The organism is Sphingobacterium wenxiniae, assembly GCF_900116225.1.
In the GTDB taxonomy this organism is placed as follows: Bacteria; Bacteroidota; Bacteroidia; order Sphingobacteriales; family Sphingobacteriaceae; genus Sphingobacterium; species Sphingobacterium wenxiniae.
The window spans coordinates 274,989-292,482 of record NZ_FOZZ01000002.1 but is presented as its reverse complement, the minus strand read 5'-3'; the positions used below and the strand labels follow the sequence as shown (position 1 = coordinate 292,482).

Sequence of the window (17,494 nt, the reverse complement as noted above, 5' to 3'; positions counted from 1 at the left end):
GTGATTAATGATGAATAATTAATGATAAATTGCAATGATTATGAATACGAGAAATACGAAGTATGACCCAAAACATTCAGCTTGTTGCTGTACGCAAAAAGCTATAATCATTAAAACATTAAAAATTATGCATTAATCTTTGGCGGTTGCCAAATTCCCCCCAGATAGTGGGATATAAAGGTACATTTATAATAAACTTTAGGCTTAGAAAGGTCAAAAGTCTTCGCCTTAACTAAGCTGTATACATTCCATTGAAGCACTATACCTGAAACTATTCCACAACAACCGCATAAACAAAATGGACTGCACATATCAGTTGTTTCCTGATGGTCGTGGCTTCCTTGATGGGTTAATTCTTCCGAATGGTTATGGTTTTGAAAGTTGTCCTTTTCATACATATCGGTACACGGCATTAAAAATACCGTCATCATATAAATTGCCAATATGGAGTAAAAGACTTTCATATACTTTTGCAAAGTTAGTAAAAAAGTAATGCAATGGCATTGCATTGTTTATTGCAATCGTCTCTTTTTCTTCTTCATCCGTTTAGCAAATGTTTCTTCTTTATAATCCACGCCTTGTGCATCAGGTAAAAGGCTGAATAATCCTATATCGAAATTCTGAGAATGTTCCTGTGGGATAAACTCAAAAAGGTCTTTTGTTGGTTGGTTGTCTATTGTATTCGTTTTGGAAAGAGGGTTATCCTGTGTTTTCAGTTCGGGTTTGTTGCCGTTGTTCCACCAATCGTTAAAAACATTTGCAGACAGGTTTCTGTCTAACTGTGAACCATTCCATACACTACGGCTCTCGTGGTCAGTGAAAGTTACTCCGTAAATCCGTCCGTTGTCGTTTCTGCGAACAATCGTATTAATACCGTGTTCGGTCAATTGTTTTCTAAATTCTATTTCGTTGCTTGTCGTGTGCATAGCCAATTCAACAGTATTCTTTAAAACTGACCTTACAGGATTGGTTTTCATTTTCTCTTTTGACTGTTCAAAATGCTTTTGTAGTTGTGCAACTCCTGCGTCTTTTCCGAAAAGCGATGACTTAAACGGATTGCTTGCCTTGTTTCCGTTTTCGTCCACTGCCACATAGACCAATCCGTTTACCGGCTGACCGTTCCGCTCGCCTTTGACTTCTTCCGCTGTGATGTTGAACAGCGACAATAAAGCATTATAGCTTCCCATAGTCGGAAAGCTGTAATACTTCGGCAAATGCCGTACTACCGAAGCAATCTGACTTTTGATGTCGCCTTTGTGGTAATCCACAGGTTTGAAAACTTTGTTGGCTTGTTTCTGCTCCTGCTCGGTTGCTTTGTGCAGGTTGTATTTCGTTTCAAAATCCCGACAGATTGCCATTGAACGTGGGTGGTCGTAATCATCGGGGATTTTCTTACCGTCAATGCCTACACAGGTCGAAACGATATGGATATGCATTCGGTCAATGTCCGTATGTTTGAAAACAATATAAGGCTGATTTCCGTAGCCCATACGTTCCATATATTCCTGTGCCATTTCCGTAAACTGCTCATCGCTTACCTCGTCTTTCGGGTCTGGGTTCAATGAAATATGCCGTACCGTTTTTTCTGTTTTGATGTTTGCAGACAAATACGGCTCAAAACATTTATTGAAATACGCTACGGAATACCTGCCGTCCATTGTGTCGGGTATTTTGTTCAGCAACAAAACCGCTCCGTTTTCCCTGTCCACTTTCTGCTGATTGTACAAAATCGCTCCGTACATATTGCTTCCCTTTCCGATTTTTGCAATCATAATTTTACTCTTTATGTAGATATTGCTTTTCAAATCTGTCGGTAAGAATTAAAACCTTTAGCAACAGTTCTTTCATTTTTGCGGTCTGTTTTTCCAATTTATAGAGATATGCAGATGCTTTTTTCTCCGAAAAATTGGCGTTCAATAGCCTTACAATCTGATTGTAATTGGTTGCTATTCCTCGAAACTGACTGAAAAATTTGGTCAGTCCTGCGTGGTATTCTACCGCATTCATATCAATTTTTACGGTCTTTACGGTCTTTTGAAAGATGCAAGCCGTAATGAAATGTGCCTTTACACTTATCCCCGATTGGTCAAAGAGGGCAAGGAACTTGGCGTTTTCCTCTGCATTCAGGTTAATAGAATACCGATGTACGGCAGGGTCATTCTTCGGTTTTCTCCCTGTTTTCCTAATTTGTTTACTGTTCTTTTCTTCCGTAATAAATCCATTTCTAATGTTAAACAAAACTGCGACTTCGGAGCGGTTTTCAGCTCCCTGCAAGGGCAAGTGCTTTTGAGTGCCGAAATTCATTTCGAGTACCTCAAAAGATAACTTGCTCTGAACAGGAGTTCAGAAAATCCGTTTTGCAAACGGATTGGAGTTAGCAGGAAAAACCTCATCGTTTCCGATTACAAATTTCGACAAGACTATCTGAATAACATTCACTTACAATTACGCCAAATAAAGCCAATGGACGCCAAATAGTGCCACCTCTATACGCATTGGGACTGCTTTTATTTCCTTTGTAACTGGTTAGTTGGCTGATTGGTTATTTGCTTAATCAAGTAACTAAACAGCATAAATCCTGACAGCTAATCTGCGTGATTGAATGCAGACTAATTACAAATTTTTGAGTTAATGAACTAGTTGATTAAGGGTATATAGGTGCATAGCAACTTACATACGTGCTATGATATTTATGACTGATTGTTCAGCTAGCGAAACAGCTAATTTGATATAATATTAAAAACGATAGATATGATAAATGAAGAAACCAAAAATCAGCAACCCAAAAAAAAGGATTTCTCTATAGAAAATTTCCTAAGTAATGAAAAGAAACAACCCTTGACGGAACAACAGGCAGTAACACATCGGGAAGATTTTGCCAAACCCGAAGTAGACGAGGAAGCACTGATGAACATAATTCCAGGGGAAGAACCCGTGCAAATAGCAACAGAAATGGGACAAACCAAACCGTCAGCGAACACCACGAAAAAAAGTACCTCAAAGCCAAAGAAGATGACGCAAGAGGATTACTGCGGGCAGTTCTTTAAAATCTCCAACAGGATTGCAAGCAAAGGAAAATCAGTCTATGTAAGGCAGGAACATCACGAAACATTTAACAGGCTTACAAACATTATGGGTATCGACAAGCTCACGATTTATGCGTATCTGGACAACATTATCGAATACCATTTTCAGGAGTTCGGAGAACTGATTAAGGAAATCTATAACGATAAGCACAAGCCATTGTTTTGATGACCGTCCTTTGGTCAGGATGCCTAACTCCCTTTTAAATTGTTTCCAAAAGAAAAAAAAAGAAAAAAAGAAAGCCGTTCAATCAAGGTGGACAGGGGAAAAACCAAAAGGAAACGGAATAAGTCCCGAAGGGTGGCAGGGCAACTGAGCAACTCGCCAAAGCGACCTTTTTTTGCCCTGCTATTATGCCGTAAGCTTTTGGTTGGGCAGTGCGGTGGCTGTCCGCCTTAATTTTGCTACCTTTTTATTCTTTTTTTGGTACATTTTTAAATATTTCATCATAGTATTTGGCAAAACACCGCCACTCAACGCCAATGGATACAACATTAGAATGACCTATATCAATAGCTTTTATTTTCGAGGTTTAAATGATGTTGATATGGAAATAACAGTTTTAGACATTCAGATTTTAAAGGCATTGCATAGGGAAGTAAAGGAAGTTTCCAATTTGATAGCGGAAATGACTGCACCCTACAAAGCATTACAACAGGCAACAAAATGGCTCGACCAACAGGAAGCCTGCCAACTGCTCAATATCAGTAAACGGACTTTGCAGACGTACAGGGCAAAAGGTATTCTTGGGGCAACGCAAATCAATCGGAAAACATATTTCAGATTATCCGAAGTGGAGTTACTGATGCAGGGAGAGCGACCATTAAAAAAGCAAAAGAAATGAAACAGATTGGAAATTCAAACGAGGATATGCTTGCTCTGCTCGAAGCTGTGGTAGGCATCAAAAATGAACTGCTGTATATCAGGGAATATTTCCACCCATTATTGCAAGGGGAAATTTATCTTTCAGGCGAACAGGTCTGCGAGATGTTACACATCAGCAAACGGACGTTGCAACAGTACAGAGATGACGGACTGATACCTTTTATCAAACTCGAAAGGAAAATCCTTTTTCGTGAAAGTGATATTGTGAAAGTATTGGAAAATAACTATCAGCGTTAGTCGATTTTAAATAAATGCTTTAAAACTGTAATCCGTATCGGTCAATTAAAGAAACAGCCCACTGTTTAAAAACAATGGGCTGTAATATTTATGATTGAGGCGTTTCTGATTCAGCAAGAACTTCGACTCCAATGCTTAAAAGTAAAGCTTCATATTGTTCACTGTCTTTTTCTTTGATTTTATCTAAAATGAATGTTGCAGTTTTTTTCATTTCAGGTATATCAATGGGGGTCATACCTTTTTCAAACAATGCTTCTAAATGTGAAAATTCATTATTTATTCTGTCTGTTAAGCTTGAAGCTTGTCTATTCCCTCCAAAAAATCTTATTAGTTTATCGTCTTTTTCGACTGCATTTGGATACTTGTAATAAAGAAATGCTTCTAAAAACTTTCGTGTATTGTTTCCAAAGTTGTAAAATAAGTTATGTTGGATTTCATCGTCAGCATTGGCTGTTGAACACAAATAAATTTGATGAAACAAAAAATTAAATTCAGTTACATAATCCTTTAAATAACGTGGCATTATTTTGATTTTACTGCTTTCTTTTTCTCGTGTAATCAAGAAGTATGCACTCTGGTTTTTGTTTAAAGCACTCGGCAAACGTTTCAAGTATTTTAGAAAATCAAGGTTGTGTGTAGAAATGAATATTTGTTCAAACTCTTGTTTGGCAATAATTTCAGCATTAATAAGAGAATAAACGAAAAAAATGTGATTGCTATCTAAACTTGAAATTGGATCATCAATCCAAATGATTGGTTTGCTTCCTTTGGTATCAATATCTTCAAGTTTTGCCATAAAGTAACAAAATGCAATCAAACTACATTCACCTTCGCTTAGGTGGTGTGCTTTCTTTCCGTTTCTTACTATTTCAAATCGTATTTTTTTACCGCCTAAAACATCTGTATCTTCTAAGGCTTGTAATGTTAGAAAATCATGCCCGAAGAAATTGTTTAGATATTCATTTACTTTCAACGCTCCTTTTTCTTCATCTTTCATCAGGCGTTCTTTATCTTCAATCTGGGTAATCTGTTGTCTAATTTTCTCTTCTACAGCTTGCTTGCCCTGTGTTTCGTTTTCAGAAGTTTCTTTCAATGTCTGTATTCTTGCGGTTGCATTCGAATATTGAATTGTTGTTACAAAATCGGAGACTTCACGTAATCTCAAAAGTTTTTTTGCTTCTGTTTGTTCGCTGCCCAAGGAATTACTATAACCGTTTGCTTCATTTTTATATTTTTCAAAAATTTCCCAACACCATTGAATTCTCTTACTATTATCAATAATATCAATATATTCTTTAGTATTTAAAAGGTCATCTTTTCGTTCTTTAAGGCTTGTAATAATGCGATTTAATTCTATTTTGATTTTATCAACGATGTTTTGTCTTAGTGAAATTAATCTATCTAAATCCGAATGAAATTTTGAATAAAAAGCACTTTTGTCGATTTGAAGTTGTGAATCAACATCGCGAATTGAATTTTCAACTTGAGAAATTAACACATTGATTTCTATTTCTAATTTCTCAGATTCTTCGTCAAAATGGCTGTCCAGTTCGTTCCAACGATTCTCTGAAATATCATTGCCACAAAAAGCACATTGTTCAAGTTTATCTTTGTGTATTTGTCGTCCATCTTTAACCCAACGATTAAGAATAGCATCTTTCAAAAGTTGCTCGATTTTGTTAGAACTGCTGATTGATTTCGTAACAATTTCTTTCGCTTTTGTATTAAGCGTGTTTAAATCTAAATTTGGTTTTACAATTGTGGGAATATCTGCATTTGTTCTTTCATTCAGTAAATTTTGTTTTTCTGTTATTTCGGTATCTGTTAATGGTAGAAACGAAGTTTCTAAAACAGTGGAAATATCATTTTGAAGTTTATTGATGTTATAATTTTGGTCACCAAACTTTTCAGATTTGTATTTTATTCCGTTAGGGTTGTTAGTTGCTTTATGGCTTAGTTGTTGGCTCAAACTACTGTTCTCTGTTTGATACGCTTGTAATGCTGTGTTTGCAATTGTTGTAGCGTTTTTAAGTTCAAGATAAAATCCAGTTTCGTTTGCTTCTTCGTTGCTACCTAAATCATGTTTTAATGTTTGTATTTCTTCTTCAATGGTGGCATTACCTCCAATTATTGCAAATGGGGTAATACTTTCATCCGAATTCACAATGAAACGAAGGTTGTCTTTTACAAAATCTTCGTTAAACACTCTGATTTTCTTTCCGTGTGCCGTTAGATTATTTTGCGTTGTATCTGCAATATCTTGAATGCTTACTTCAAATTGTGGATTTTCGTATTTATCAGAAATGTTGCCTATTTCTAATGCTCTTACTATTCTTGAAAGAGTTGTTTTACCAGAATAGTTACGTCCGTATAAAATGTTGATTGGTTTAAATAAAACTATATTATTTCCATCGTCGCGAATAGCTGTGTCCCAATTGAAATTTTGGAAAACAGCAAGGTTATTGATTGATTTGAACTTCGTAATCATTATGGCATTATTCTGAATTTATGATTTAAGTATTACAATATGGATGAAATACGAATATAATGAAATATAACTATTTATTAAGATGATGGAACTTCCAAATCTATCATCTGAAGAATATTATATTAAAGTTGAGTAATGAAAGACCGTTCCATGCCCTTGAATTTATGGGAAACCTTTTGCATATCTTTTCCAACTTTCTCGTTGAGAATTTTTGCATAAATCTGTGTGGTGGCAATATTCTTATGCCCTAACATTTTGCTCAAACTTTCGAGCGGAACACCTTCGCTTAAAAATAACGTGGCAAAGGTATGACGTGCTAAATGAAAGGTTACTTTCTTTTCTTTAAGGCAATCGATTTGTTGGGATATTCGTTTCAAACTATCATTGCAGACGGTGTTTGATGGTACAGGGAATACCTTTCCATCCTTTGAAAATCCCGCATATTTCTCAATAATCATTTTAGGAATATCCAACAGCATCACGTTTGACGATGTGGCTGTCTTTTTCCTACGTATGATAATCCATTGGTTGCCATCAAAGAAATCCTGAATATTGCTGTTTCTAAGTCCTTTCATATCTGAATAGGAAAGACCTGTAAAGCAACTGAAAACAAACAGGTCTTTAACCAATTCGTCTTTCTTTTTATCGCAGTTGAACGTTACAAGTTGTTCTAATTCATTCCGTAGCAGATAACCTCTGTCTTTGTCCTTTTTAGTGTTCTTATACTCGCTGAACGGATTGAAAGCAAGATGCTTTCTGCTAATTGCCAAACGGCAAAGCGTGGTAAATCCAATCATATACAACCAAATGGTGTTGTGTGTCAAGCTTTGTTCGTCACGCAGGTAATAATCAAAGTCCTGCACAAAATCAGATGTAAGGTCGTTGAATGATAAGTCAGAATAACCGTATTTTGTCAATGCAAAGTTGCGAAGATGTCTTAATAGTGTTTTATACTTACTTCGTGTTCCATTTACCCGAAGTCCGCTATTGACTTTTTTCTCATAATCGGAAAGGAACTGTTCATAGAATTTGAAAAAGGTCAGTTCTCCGCTTTCCATACCGAGAAAGGTGTTTTTAAGTTTGGCACTGTTTACAGTTCCTTCATTCTTTAAAATTTTGGAATAGCACTCCTCGATACCCAAACGAATTTTGTCAAGTTTGCCGTTTATAGCTTGGGCTTCTCGGCTTTTACCTAAAACCCTGCCGTACTTCAAATCCCAATTTGTTGCGGAAATATCCAGCTTTGTACTGAATGCAGACTGTTTGCCGTTTACGGTAATCCTGCACATAACCGTAACTTTTCCGTTTTTCTTTGGGGCGTTCTTTTTAAGGTAAAACAATACCTTAAATGTTGATTTTTTTGTCGTTTCCATACTCACAATTCTTAATGATAAAATTAAACTTATGTGAGCTACGGTACAATATGAAAAATCATGCAGAAAGCTGAAATACAGCATCTTAAAACGATTGTTTGTAATGTTTGAAAGTAACGTTTTAGTAACCTTACTTTTGCCAAACATCGCTTTTTATTGCTTTTTACCTCATTACCAAAAAATCATAAAACGGCTGTAAAGCCTTTATATACAACCGTTTTGCCTGTTATTAATCTTTGATGTATTTTTACTGAAAATTTATAATAAAGTAAATGGATTTAATAGTTATTCTTTTCGTTCGATAGCGAAGATGTTCATTTTTTTGCTCTTATCAAAAAAACGAACAGGAATTATTACTATGAATAGCAATAATTCCTGTTTTCAAAATTTCATATGCACCTAATTTTCAGGTTACATCATTGGCGGTGTGCCGATAAATATTTCGTTTTTCGTTTCCTCAGATAGCGACAAGAAACGCTCATACTGCTTCAAAACATCACTAATAATTTCAGTTTTCGTGTAATACTGAATATCATAACCTCTTCTATCATCACCAAAATAGGTCTGAGGAATGAATATTTTATTGCTGTCAATGTCAGGAGCATTTTCTTCATTAATCAGAAAGTCTGATATATTCTTGGGTTGTGTACGCACCCCATACTTAAAGTTGTTGATTGCATCGTGTCCAATTAATAGTTCTACTCGATGAGGTCGTTCAAAGACCGAAACCTCGGCAATAATATTTTGCTTTTTCAATTCTTCTGTCAACTCATTAAAAGCTGGCTGTACAACCTCTTTCAAGAATAATTCTATTGCCTTCTGATCTTTATAACTGACAATTCGTTGTAACCGTTCTTTCCAAAAATCACCGGACCAACTATCCGTTGAATGGGAAAATCCTCGTTGATAATAGGCATTATCAATAATCAACCCTTTTTCAAGATTATAACAGAACAACAACATAATCACAGCAAAAGGCAAAGCTGTAATTAAAGTCATCGTCTGTAAAGATTGTAGTCCGCCTGCATTTAATAACACCAACGCCAATACACCTAAAAGAGCCCCCCAAAATACCAGTTGCCATTTGGGAGAACGGGAAGAGTTATTGGTAGAAATACTGTCCATGACAAAGATTCCGGAGTCCGCAGAGGTCACGAAAAAAATAAAGATAATAAGCACGACTAAGGTATTGGTTATGACTTGTGCTGGAAGATATTCAAAAAACTTAAACATCAAGGCATCTGCCTCGGACGCTATTGCACTTAATGCACCCGATGCTTCGTTTTGATCAAACCAAATAGCACTATTACCGAATACGGTCATCCACATAAAGTTGAATAAGGATGGAATAATCAATACTGCACCGATAAACTCCCTTATGGTTCGTCCTTTGGAGATACGCGCAATGAATAAACCTACGTATGGAGCCCAGGAAATCCACCATGCCCAATACAATATAGTCCAATTGAAATACCAAGGGAGTGTTTCTGGTTCGAAAGCATGTGTATTAAAGGTAAGACTGAAAAATTCATTGATGTAATAGCCCAATCCTTCTGAAAACGAACCGAACAAAAAGACTGTGGGACCAAAAACAACAACAAAGAGCATAAGTAGTACGGCTCCTACAATGTTCACCTGACTAAGGAATTTAACTCCCTTATTTACTCCTGATGTAGCTGAAAGAATAGAAATCGCCATAATGATAGCAACAATCCCAATCTGATAGATAAACTCATCGCTGTGCAAGATTCCGAGATGAACCAGCCCTGCATTAAGCTGTACTACTCCAAATCCTAAAGTTGTCGTGATACCGAAAAACGTACTACACAAAGCAAACATATCGATAATATTTCCTGCTGTTCCATTAATCTTTTCTTTCAGCATAGGATAAAAACAACTACGCAAAGAAAGTGGCAATTTGTAGCGATAGGTAAAATAAGCTAAAGAAAGGCCTACCACCCCATAAATAGCCCAGGCGTGTATTCCCCAATGAAAAAAGGTATAAAGTTGTGCATCTTTAGCACGTTGAACCGAAGAGTTCATCATATACACGCTATCCGAATAATGGGAAATAGGTTCAGAAACACTAAAATACATCAGGCCTATCCCCATACCTGCTGCAAAGAGCATAGATACCCATGAAAAGAATGAATATTCTGGTTTAGTGTCGTTAGCTCCCAGTTTAATGGAACCGTATTTACTGAACACCAAAAAAATCAGAAAGAGGACGAAGATAGTAACCGCCCACACATACACCCAGTTTAAGTTAACAAACAAAAATTGCTTTACCGTTTCTAAAGATTGATCTGAAATATCAGGAAAAAAAGAGGACACCAAGCTTACAAAAAGAATAAAAAAAAGGCTTGGTAACACAATGCCTTTATTAAATGTAGTCCTGGGTTTTATACTATTAAATTTACTCATGGTGGACAAAATAAAGATTACACCATGGAATAACAATTTTTAAAGGTAATTGTTACTGAAAAGCATCATTTTCTGTAAAATGGAGGAATATTATCACAAAAAAGGTCTAAAAAGTACTTTATTCATACTTTTCAGACCTTTTCCGCTTTTTTTGTTAAGTTCTTAATTTGCTAAGCGCTTAGAAAGCTCATTCAGTAATGTTTTTGCTTCATTGAAATTTTCATTCCAATTATCTACACGATAGACGACATTAAGGTTCTGTATAGTTTTCTCCAAGAGGTCGAGATTGCCCGTATCGCCTATTTCCTGAAGTTGTTTTTTCACTTTTTGGATTTTCTCATAGTCCTGTACACCTTCCCTTAACCGTTCGTAACGAATGGAACTACGATCATGTGGATAAACAATGTAGGTATCACCTGCAGGCCAAGTGCGAAAACGGGAATCCTGCAACGGATTTTCTACCCAAGAATTATAGGCCCAACGCAACATGCCATCAAAATTTGCAGCCTCCGCATACCAAGCCAAATAAGCCGATTCTGCTGGATCAGAAAATGTGAACTGATTCGGGAAGGCATCACTACAACAGATGTAGAACGTTGTGTTCAAGCCTCTCTCCTGACGGTCCTTCAAGTCTTCTGCCGAAAAAGGATGTCCTAGGGCAATGCTGATATCATTGCTATTTGGATAGCGTTGGTAAGTCTTCTGGTTATCCGCATACGACACACCCAGTTCTGGTGAAACCTTTTGCAATAGGCCCAATGCACCGTCCACTTCCTCACGTGTACGTTCATCGATAGCAATATTCGTAATTTCCAACCAACCCTTGGTTTTCAAATGTCTTACAAAATCTTTTAGAAAAGGAGTCCATAGCTCTTCAAAAACCGGTGTACCGGGCTTCGCAACAACATTTACTAACTTCCCGGTTTTCTCATCTTGATAGTGTATTTCGTTATTCCAAGGAATAATGGAGTAACAGTTAATCATCTTCTTCACGCCCAAGTCCATCATAAACTGCACCCAACGGTCAAAGACAGCATAATCATACGACCATTTACCATTCTTTTTCTTTGTCCATGTGATCATATCCGCATAAGGATCGAAAGTCTGTACATTCCAAGGATCTTTATTGACCGTAGCTGTAATTACTTTCTGCCCTGCATCAGCCAGCATCTTCATCGTTGGTTTCATTGCCTCGAAATGTGCATCACTCCACATTTCTAATCCCAAAACTTCCGCTACTGCCGAAGGATGTTGCCATTGATCTAAATGGTAAGTCCAATTCTTTACTTCCGGTAATACCTGCTCTATTACCTCCAAACGTAATGTTAGGTTTTGTGGTTGCTGTCCTTGTCCTTCCACGGTCACATCAGCTGTATAGTATCCTGCTTCCGCATCACGAGGTATATCGATAGTTACCCAGACAGGTCTCACCTTGTTTGCTTCCAGATCGAAACTTTTCAGGTTATCCAACATATCTGAAGCTAACGAAGCAGCGAAATCTTCAGGTTTACGATGACCACAACCACCTGCAAATTCATCCGTCATTACGTATCGGACAAAACGTGCCGAAGCTATGTCTTGAGGCAATACGGATCCTTGCTCACCTTTAAAGGGAGAAATACTTACCGTTGTTTGCTTTATTACTGACGAGCTCCATAACAAAACCTGTGCTGAAACCCGCTCTCCTTTCCAGCCTTGTACAAATTGTGTCTGTTTTTTTACTAGATTGGGTGCTATGGATTTTGGGAAACGCTTATCAATCGTCACAAATGAACTATTCAACCCCACGCTTACTTTTGACCAATCGGACAAGGTATCGGCTGTAGGATCGGCAAGCTCCTGAAATTGTTCGGCTACAGGTTGCTTCCTTATTTGAGCAGTTGCGAATGTAGAGCTGCACAACAGTCCCAAGACAATCAGTTTACCAAAAGAACGGTGTAATCGTGTTGTATTTACCATAAAGAATTAGGTTTTATCTAAAAAACGTATGTATATCCTTATACAAGCTTAACCAATTTTCATGGCTTTGGCAACTTCTTAATGAAAGCAAACGGTTGTTTAAAATGACAACAGTAGGAAAAACAAAGGTAGCTCCCTGCTCTTTGTTGCATAGGATTAGTTCGCTTGGATAATGGTCAATTCCTGTTTTAATTCTTGTAATAAAGAATCCTTATGAATACCTTTTTCGGATTTGAGCTGTAGGTCATAAAATCCATCATATACCTTATACTGCCCTTTTCCAAAAACAGTATCTACCAAATGACTAAGAAATTGTTCTTTTGCATCAATCATATAAATGGTATCATGACAGCGTTCAATGTGAAATGTAGCCCTATTTTCATCAATAAAGGCATGTTCGACAACCTTCAGTGTTATATCTTTATTTTTATCAATCACAGGATTACCAATCCAAATAATAAACCAGCCCATGATAAATATCGCAGACATATTCCATAAGGCATGATAAAACACGGCGTAACGGAACCCTAATCGCACACGGATAAAACTAAGCACAACACCACCTGTCAATTGAGAAAATACAAACACAAAACAAAAAAGATAGAATAAGAACTGTTCATTATCATAATTCCACAAATGTATTAATCCAAAGACCAATACACTGCTATACATAATCCATCGATAATACTTACGCCAAGTATTACGGCTTATTACCCAACGATAGAAGTTCCTATACTTAATGCCGTAGCGGAAAATTAGTTCTTCCAAGAAAGGAACAAATAGAACGGCAAGAAAAAATAGCTTAATGGGAGAAGAATGATATTTTTCCATCCGATAAACCAGCGGAACCCATTGATCCAACAACATCACAACTGGAAGTGTTGTCAACGTCAAGGCTATTTCACACACAAAGAGTGTAAAGAAAATTTTGATATAACTATGCTTATGGGTTGCATAAAGTTTTCTATCGGAAGGTGATTTTATAAATTCCAAAAAATGTTGGAGTATTTTCCGCATATTTTCGTTGAAGCTGATATTGACTTTCTTTAGAGTTTTCCCGCAGAGAGCGAAGATACATAAATCAGTGCCTATCTGCAGGAAAACAAACCATATTAATTCAAAATAGGCGTAAGCGTATAGCCTTTATCCTTCAATAATTGTACAATGCCTTTTTCACCGACTAGATGTCCAGCGCCTACCGCAAAGAAATAAGCATCAGCTTCCATCATTGCTGGCATTTTTTCTAACCAAGCTTCGTTGCGCGTATCCAATAACAAAGCTTGTTTCTCCGGAGAAAGATAAGCGGTATTGATCATCATTTCTTCCAGCTCAGCAATGTTTTCTTCAAAATATGCTTTGACCATACGTTTTGTCAATTCAGACATATTACCGGATTCTTTAAGATATGTGTACAAATCCTCGGCTGAGAACAGTTCACTCATCAAATCCATCTGGAAAGTGATCGTTTCCAATTCTTCAACGGTTTTTCCCTTGGCATCTTCCAAAGCCTGCAATTCCATCTCCATCATCTTGATGCTGTTCATATCTGGGCAATCAAATGATTTCATGGCCAACATCGAGATAACCGCTACCGGCGATACCTGGTCGAAAATCATCGGTGGCACTTGTAAGGATGTCAAAACACTGTCGATAAATTGTTTTTTATCCACGGCAAGTCCATTAAAGAACTCCGGATTCGGGGCAAGTGCACCTTGCACCAACTGCATGTTTTCCGGTTTGGTAACATCCACTTCAAAAGCAATTTTATCCGTCACACCTAACGCATTCTTCACTTTATCTGCGATACGGAAATCATCTGCGCAAGCCATGTGTAATGTACCGAATACATAGGAGTCTTTAGTAAGTCCATTTCCCGAAACCTTCCATAATAAAGTGTTATCCTGGGCGAAAAGCCCCGTCATACATAATAGTCCTAAAGCAATTAAAAAAAACTTTTTCATCATTTATAAATTTATTTGTTATAGCCTATAAGTAGTCAATATTTCAGTTTTGTTACAGGAAATTTTATTTTTTTTGAATAGCGCTAACCCCTGTGATTTTGTGATCGGCAAGCTCTTCTATGATGCTAAAAAAATCAAATAATAAAGCGTATCTTTGCGCCATGATTAATGTATCGAATCTATCCCTTCGCTATGGCAAACGTGTGCTATTCGAAGATGTCAACTTAAAATTCACTCCCGGCAACTGTTACGGCATCATTGGTGCGAACGGAGCCGGAAAATCCACCTTCCTTAAAATTATCTCTGGCGAAGTAGATCCTACGACAGGCTCGGTCGCTTTCACCCCTGGTGAGCGTATGTCCGTATTGAAACAGAACCACTACGAATTTGATGAATTTACGGTTTTGGAGACGATCATGATGGGTAATCAAGAGCTGTACAAGATCATGAAAGAAAAGGATGCCATTTACATGAAAGAAGACTTTACCGATGCTGATGGCGAGCGCGCTGGTGAGTTGGAAAGTCTTTTTGCAGAAATGGACGGATGGAATGCGGAAAGCAATGCTGCTACCCTATTGAGTAACTTGGGCATCAAGGAAGAACTTCACTATAAGTTAGTAAAAGAATTAGACGGTAACGAGAAAGTACGTGTGCTCTTGGCACAAGCGCTTTTCGGAAACCCCGATATCCTTATTCTCGATGAGCCTACCAACGATTTGGATATTAACACCATTGCGTGGTTTGAAGATTTCTTGGCGGACTATGAGGCTATCGTATTGGTCGTATCCCACGACCGTCACTTCTTAGATCATGTCTGTACCCACATCGTAGATATCGATTTCGGCAAAATGTCTATCTACACTGGTAACTACTCTTTCTGGTACGAATCATCTCAGTTGGCATTGAAACAACGTTCGGATCAGAACAAGAAAATGGAAGATAAAATCAAGGAATTACAGGAATTTATCCGTCGTTTCTCGGCTAATGCTTCCAAATCCAAACAGGCAACTTCGCGGAAGAAAGCCTTGGATAAAATTAACGTCGATGATATCAAACCTTCGAACCGTAAATATCCAGCTATTATGTTCAACCAGATGGATCGTGAATCGGGCGATCAGATCTTGAACGTAGAGGGGTTGAGCAAAACGGTGAACGGTGAGGTCTACTTCAAAGATATTACCTTTATGATGAATAAAGGCGATAAGATTGCCGTGCTGTCAGACAACTCCCTGGTGACAACGGCCTTCTACGATATCTTGAGCGGACGTGATACGGATTTCGGTGGCGAATTTAAATGGGGTGTGACTATTACGCCTACTGACATGCCTATCGAAAATGCAGCGTATTTTGAAGGTTCTAATGAAAATCTGGTCGATTGGTTGCGTAACTATACAACACGCCCAGATGCAGATGAGCAATTTATCCGTGGGTTCTTAGGCAAAATGCTGTTCTCTGGCGAGGAAGTATTGAAAAAAGTTTCTGTATTATCCGGAGGAGAAAAAATGCGTTGTATGTTCTCAAAAATGATGTTACAAGGCGCTAACTTCTTGATTTTTGACGAGCCAACCAACCACTTGGATCTGGAATCCATCACGGCATTGAACAATGGTATGAACGATTTCCGTGGCTCCATGTTGTTTACTTCTCGTGACCACGAATTGACCCAAACGGTTGCCAACCGTATCATTGAATTAACGCCTAACGGCATTATCGACAAATTGATGTCTTACGACGAATACATTAACTCCGATGCTGTTAAAGCACAACGTGAGGAAATGTACGGACGTAAGAAGTAATCGCATACACTCTCATCAAAAAAACGAGGCTGCCTTTTTAAGGCAGCCTCGTTTTTTTGTTAATAAATCTTTTCTTTATTACCCTACTGTAATCTCTTCGTTCTGCTTGAAAGCATAACGGATTTCTTCACGAAGATTATAGCGTGATGCCATCACCTCACCATACGCCCCTGCTGTGCGGATAGCAATTAAATCGCCGCGCTGGGATTCCGGCAATGGCACTTCTTTGCCAAAACAATCGGAACTTTCGCAGATAGGTCCTACCACATCGTAATTGAGTGTAGTATTATTACTTTCCCCACCCACTTTCTCTATTTTGTGATACGCTTGATATAATGCCGGACGCATCAGTTCCGTCATCCCTGCATCGAGTACCAAAAAGTTTTTCTTTACACCGCTTTTAGTATAAAGCACTTTGCTCACCAAAGCTCCACATTGGGCAACTAAAGCCCTTCCCAACTCAAAATGTACTTCTTGATGAGGCTGACGTTCTAAAAACTTATCGAAAATAGCAAAATAAGCCTCAAAATCCGGGATTGGATTTTCATCCGGTTGTTGGTAATCAACCCCCAAACCACCACCTACGTTAAGCACCTGAATAGTCGTACCTCGTTCTTCAAACCAATTTTTCCATTCGTTGACTTTTACACAAAGGCTCTTGAAAACGTTCATATCCGTAATCTGCGATCCTACGTGAAAATGCAGACCAATCAAATTGACATGCGGAGCCTGACGAATCACGGACGCTGCTTTCTCCAGCTCAGATGTCGGAACCCCAAATTTATTTTCATCCAAGCCCGTCGTGATATAATGGTGTGTATGCGCATCCACATTCGGATTGATACGTAAAGACACATTTGCTGTTACCCCCAACTGTCCAGCCAGTTCGTTGATAACTTCCATCTCCTGTATAGATTCCACATTGAAAGCAAAAATATTATGCTTCAAGGCTGTAATGATTTCCTTATCAGACTTTCCAACACCTGCAAAAGTGATTTTATCTGCTGAGAATCCCAAGTCAATAGATTTCTGTACCTCATTTCCGCTAACACAATCCGCTCCGAACCCTTTGGACTGAATAAGGCCTAATAAACGGTCGTTGAAATTGGCTTTTAGCGCATAATGAACATGGAAACCGCGTTTATCTGCGGCAGTTTTTGCCTGTGACAACGTTTGATCCAACAAGTCCAAATCATAATAGTAAAAAGGCGTATCTAATGCTTTTATACTTTCCTGCTGATTGTTATTAAACAACATATAATCTTTATTCGTAATTAGAGACTCGAA

Annotated in this window: 14 protein-coding genes; 4 read left to right on the top strand and 10 right to left on the bottom strand. The window is 37.8% G+C overall.

Going from position 1 to position 17,494, the window contains the following annotated elements:
* Positions 1 to 125: 125 nt before the first annotated feature.
* From BM375_RS03615 to mobA, 3 genes are read right to left on the bottom strand one after another with little or no spacing between them, the layout of a single operon-like run.
* Positions 126 to 464 carry a DUF6660 family protein gene (locus BM375_RS03615; protein WP_003010400.1) on the bottom strand — a complete coding sequence of 113 codons (339 nt, stop codon included), beginning with the start codon at positions 462 to 464 and terminating at the stop codon, positions 126 to 128.
* Between the two features lie 48 nt (positions 465 to 512).
* Positions 513 to 1,772: a conjugal transfer protein MobB gene (mobB, locus tag BM375_RS03610; RefSeq protein ID WP_093363805.1), complete on the bottom strand. Its 1,260-nt coding sequence runs from the start codon at positions 1,770 to 1,772 to the stop codon at positions 513 to 515.
* Positions 1,773 to 1,776: 4 nt separating this feature from the next.
* Positions 1,777 to 2,304: a conjugal transfer protein MobA gene (gene mobA, locus BM375_RS03605; RefSeq protein ID WP_244525804.1), complete on the bottom strand. Its 528-nt coding sequence runs from the start codon at positions 2,302 to 2,304 to the stop codon at positions 1,777 to 1,779.
* Between the two features lie 447 nt (positions 2,305 to 2,751).
* On the opposite strand from mobA, the gene BM375_RS03600 reads away from it, so the two are divergent.
* The 3 genes from BM375_RS03600 (at position 2,752) to BM375_RS03590 (ending at position 4,206) form a co-directional block, all read left to right on the top strand.
* Positions 2,752 to 3,252: a DUF3408 domain-containing protein gene (locus tag BM375_RS03600; protein WP_093363804.1), complete on the top strand. Its 501-nt coding sequence runs from the start codon at positions 2,752 to 2,754 to the stop codon at positions 3,250 to 3,252.
* A 379-nt stretch (positions 3,253 to 3,631) separates the two neighbouring features.
* Positions 3,632 to 3,928: a helix-turn-helix domain-containing protein gene (locus BM375_RS03595; protein WP_076752779.1), complete on the top strand. Its 297-nt coding sequence runs from the start codon at positions 3,632 to 3,634 to the stop codon at positions 3,926 to 3,928.
* Positions 3,925 to 4,206, top strand: coding sequence for a helix-turn-helix domain-containing protein (locus tag BM375_RS03590; RefSeq protein WP_093363803.1), 282 nt, complete (start codon positions 3,925 to 3,927; stop codon positions 4,204 to 4,206). Before BM375_RS03595 ends, BM375_RS03590 begins: the two co-directional genes overlap by 4 nt.
* 88 nt (positions 4,207 to 4,294) lie before the next feature.
* Here the strand turns inward: BM375_RS03590 and BM375_RS03585 are convergent, their stop codons facing one another.
* The 6 genes from BM375_RS03585 to BM375_RS03560 form a co-directional block, all read right to left on the bottom strand.
* Positions 4,295 to 6,694, bottom strand: coding sequence for an AAA family ATPase (locus tag BM375_RS03585; protein ID WP_093363802.1), 2,400 nt, complete (start codon positions 6,692 to 6,694; stop codon positions 4,295 to 4,297).
* 122 nt (positions 6,695 to 6,816) lie between these two features.
* Positions 6,817 to 8,067: a site-specific integrase gene (locus BM375_RS03580; RefSeq protein WP_093363801.1), complete on the bottom strand. Its 1,251-nt coding sequence runs from the start codon at positions 8,065 to 8,067 to the stop codon at positions 6,817 to 6,819.
* A gap of 411 nt (positions 8,068 to 8,478) precedes the next feature.
* Positions 8,479 to 10,491, bottom strand: coding sequence for a BCCT family transporter (locus BM375_RS03575; RefSeq protein WP_093363800.1), 2,013 nt, complete (start codon positions 10,489 to 10,491; stop codon positions 8,479 to 8,481).
* A gap of 162 nt (positions 10,492 to 10,653) precedes the next feature.
* Entirely contained in the window at positions 10,654 to 12,450 is a 1,797-nt protein-coding gene (locus BM375_RS03570) for a DUF4091 domain-containing protein (RefSeq protein ID WP_093363799.1), read from the bottom strand.
* 156 nt (positions 12,451 to 12,606) lie between these two features.
* Positions 12,607 to 13,467, bottom strand: coding sequence for a CPBP family intramembrane glutamic endopeptidase (locus tag BM375_RS03565; protein ID WP_093363798.1), 861 nt, complete (start codon positions 13,465 to 13,467; stop codon positions 12,607 to 12,609).
* A 95-nt stretch (positions 13,468 to 13,562) separates the two neighbouring features.
* The gene (locus tag BM375_RS03560) at positions 13,563 to 14,414 is read right to left on the bottom strand and encodes a TraB/GumN family protein (protein WP_093363797.1); all 852 of its coding nucleotides are present in this window, start codon (positions 14,412 to 14,414) and stop codon (positions 13,563 to 13,565) included.
* A 158-nt stretch (positions 14,415 to 14,572) separates the two neighbouring features.
* Here BM375_RS03560 and BM375_RS03555 point away from each other — a divergent pair, with 158 nt between their 5' ends.
* Complete coding sequence (locus BM375_RS03555; protein ID WP_093363796.1) at positions 14,573 to 16,207, top strand: ABC-F family ATP-binding cassette domain-containing protein; 1,635 nt, start codon at positions 14,573 to 14,575, stop codon at positions 16,205 to 16,207.
* Between the two features lie 78 nt (positions 16,208 to 16,285).
* Here BM375_RS03555 and lysA read toward each other — a convergent pair whose 3' ends face one another.
* The gene (lysA, locus tag BM375_RS03550; protein WP_398357074.1) at positions 16,286 to 17,461 is read right to left on the bottom strand and encodes a diaminopimelate decarboxylase; all 1,176 of its coding nucleotides are present in this window, start codon (positions 17,459 to 17,461) and stop codon (positions 16,286 to 16,288) included.
* Positions 17,462 to 17,494 lie beyond the last annotated feature (33 nt).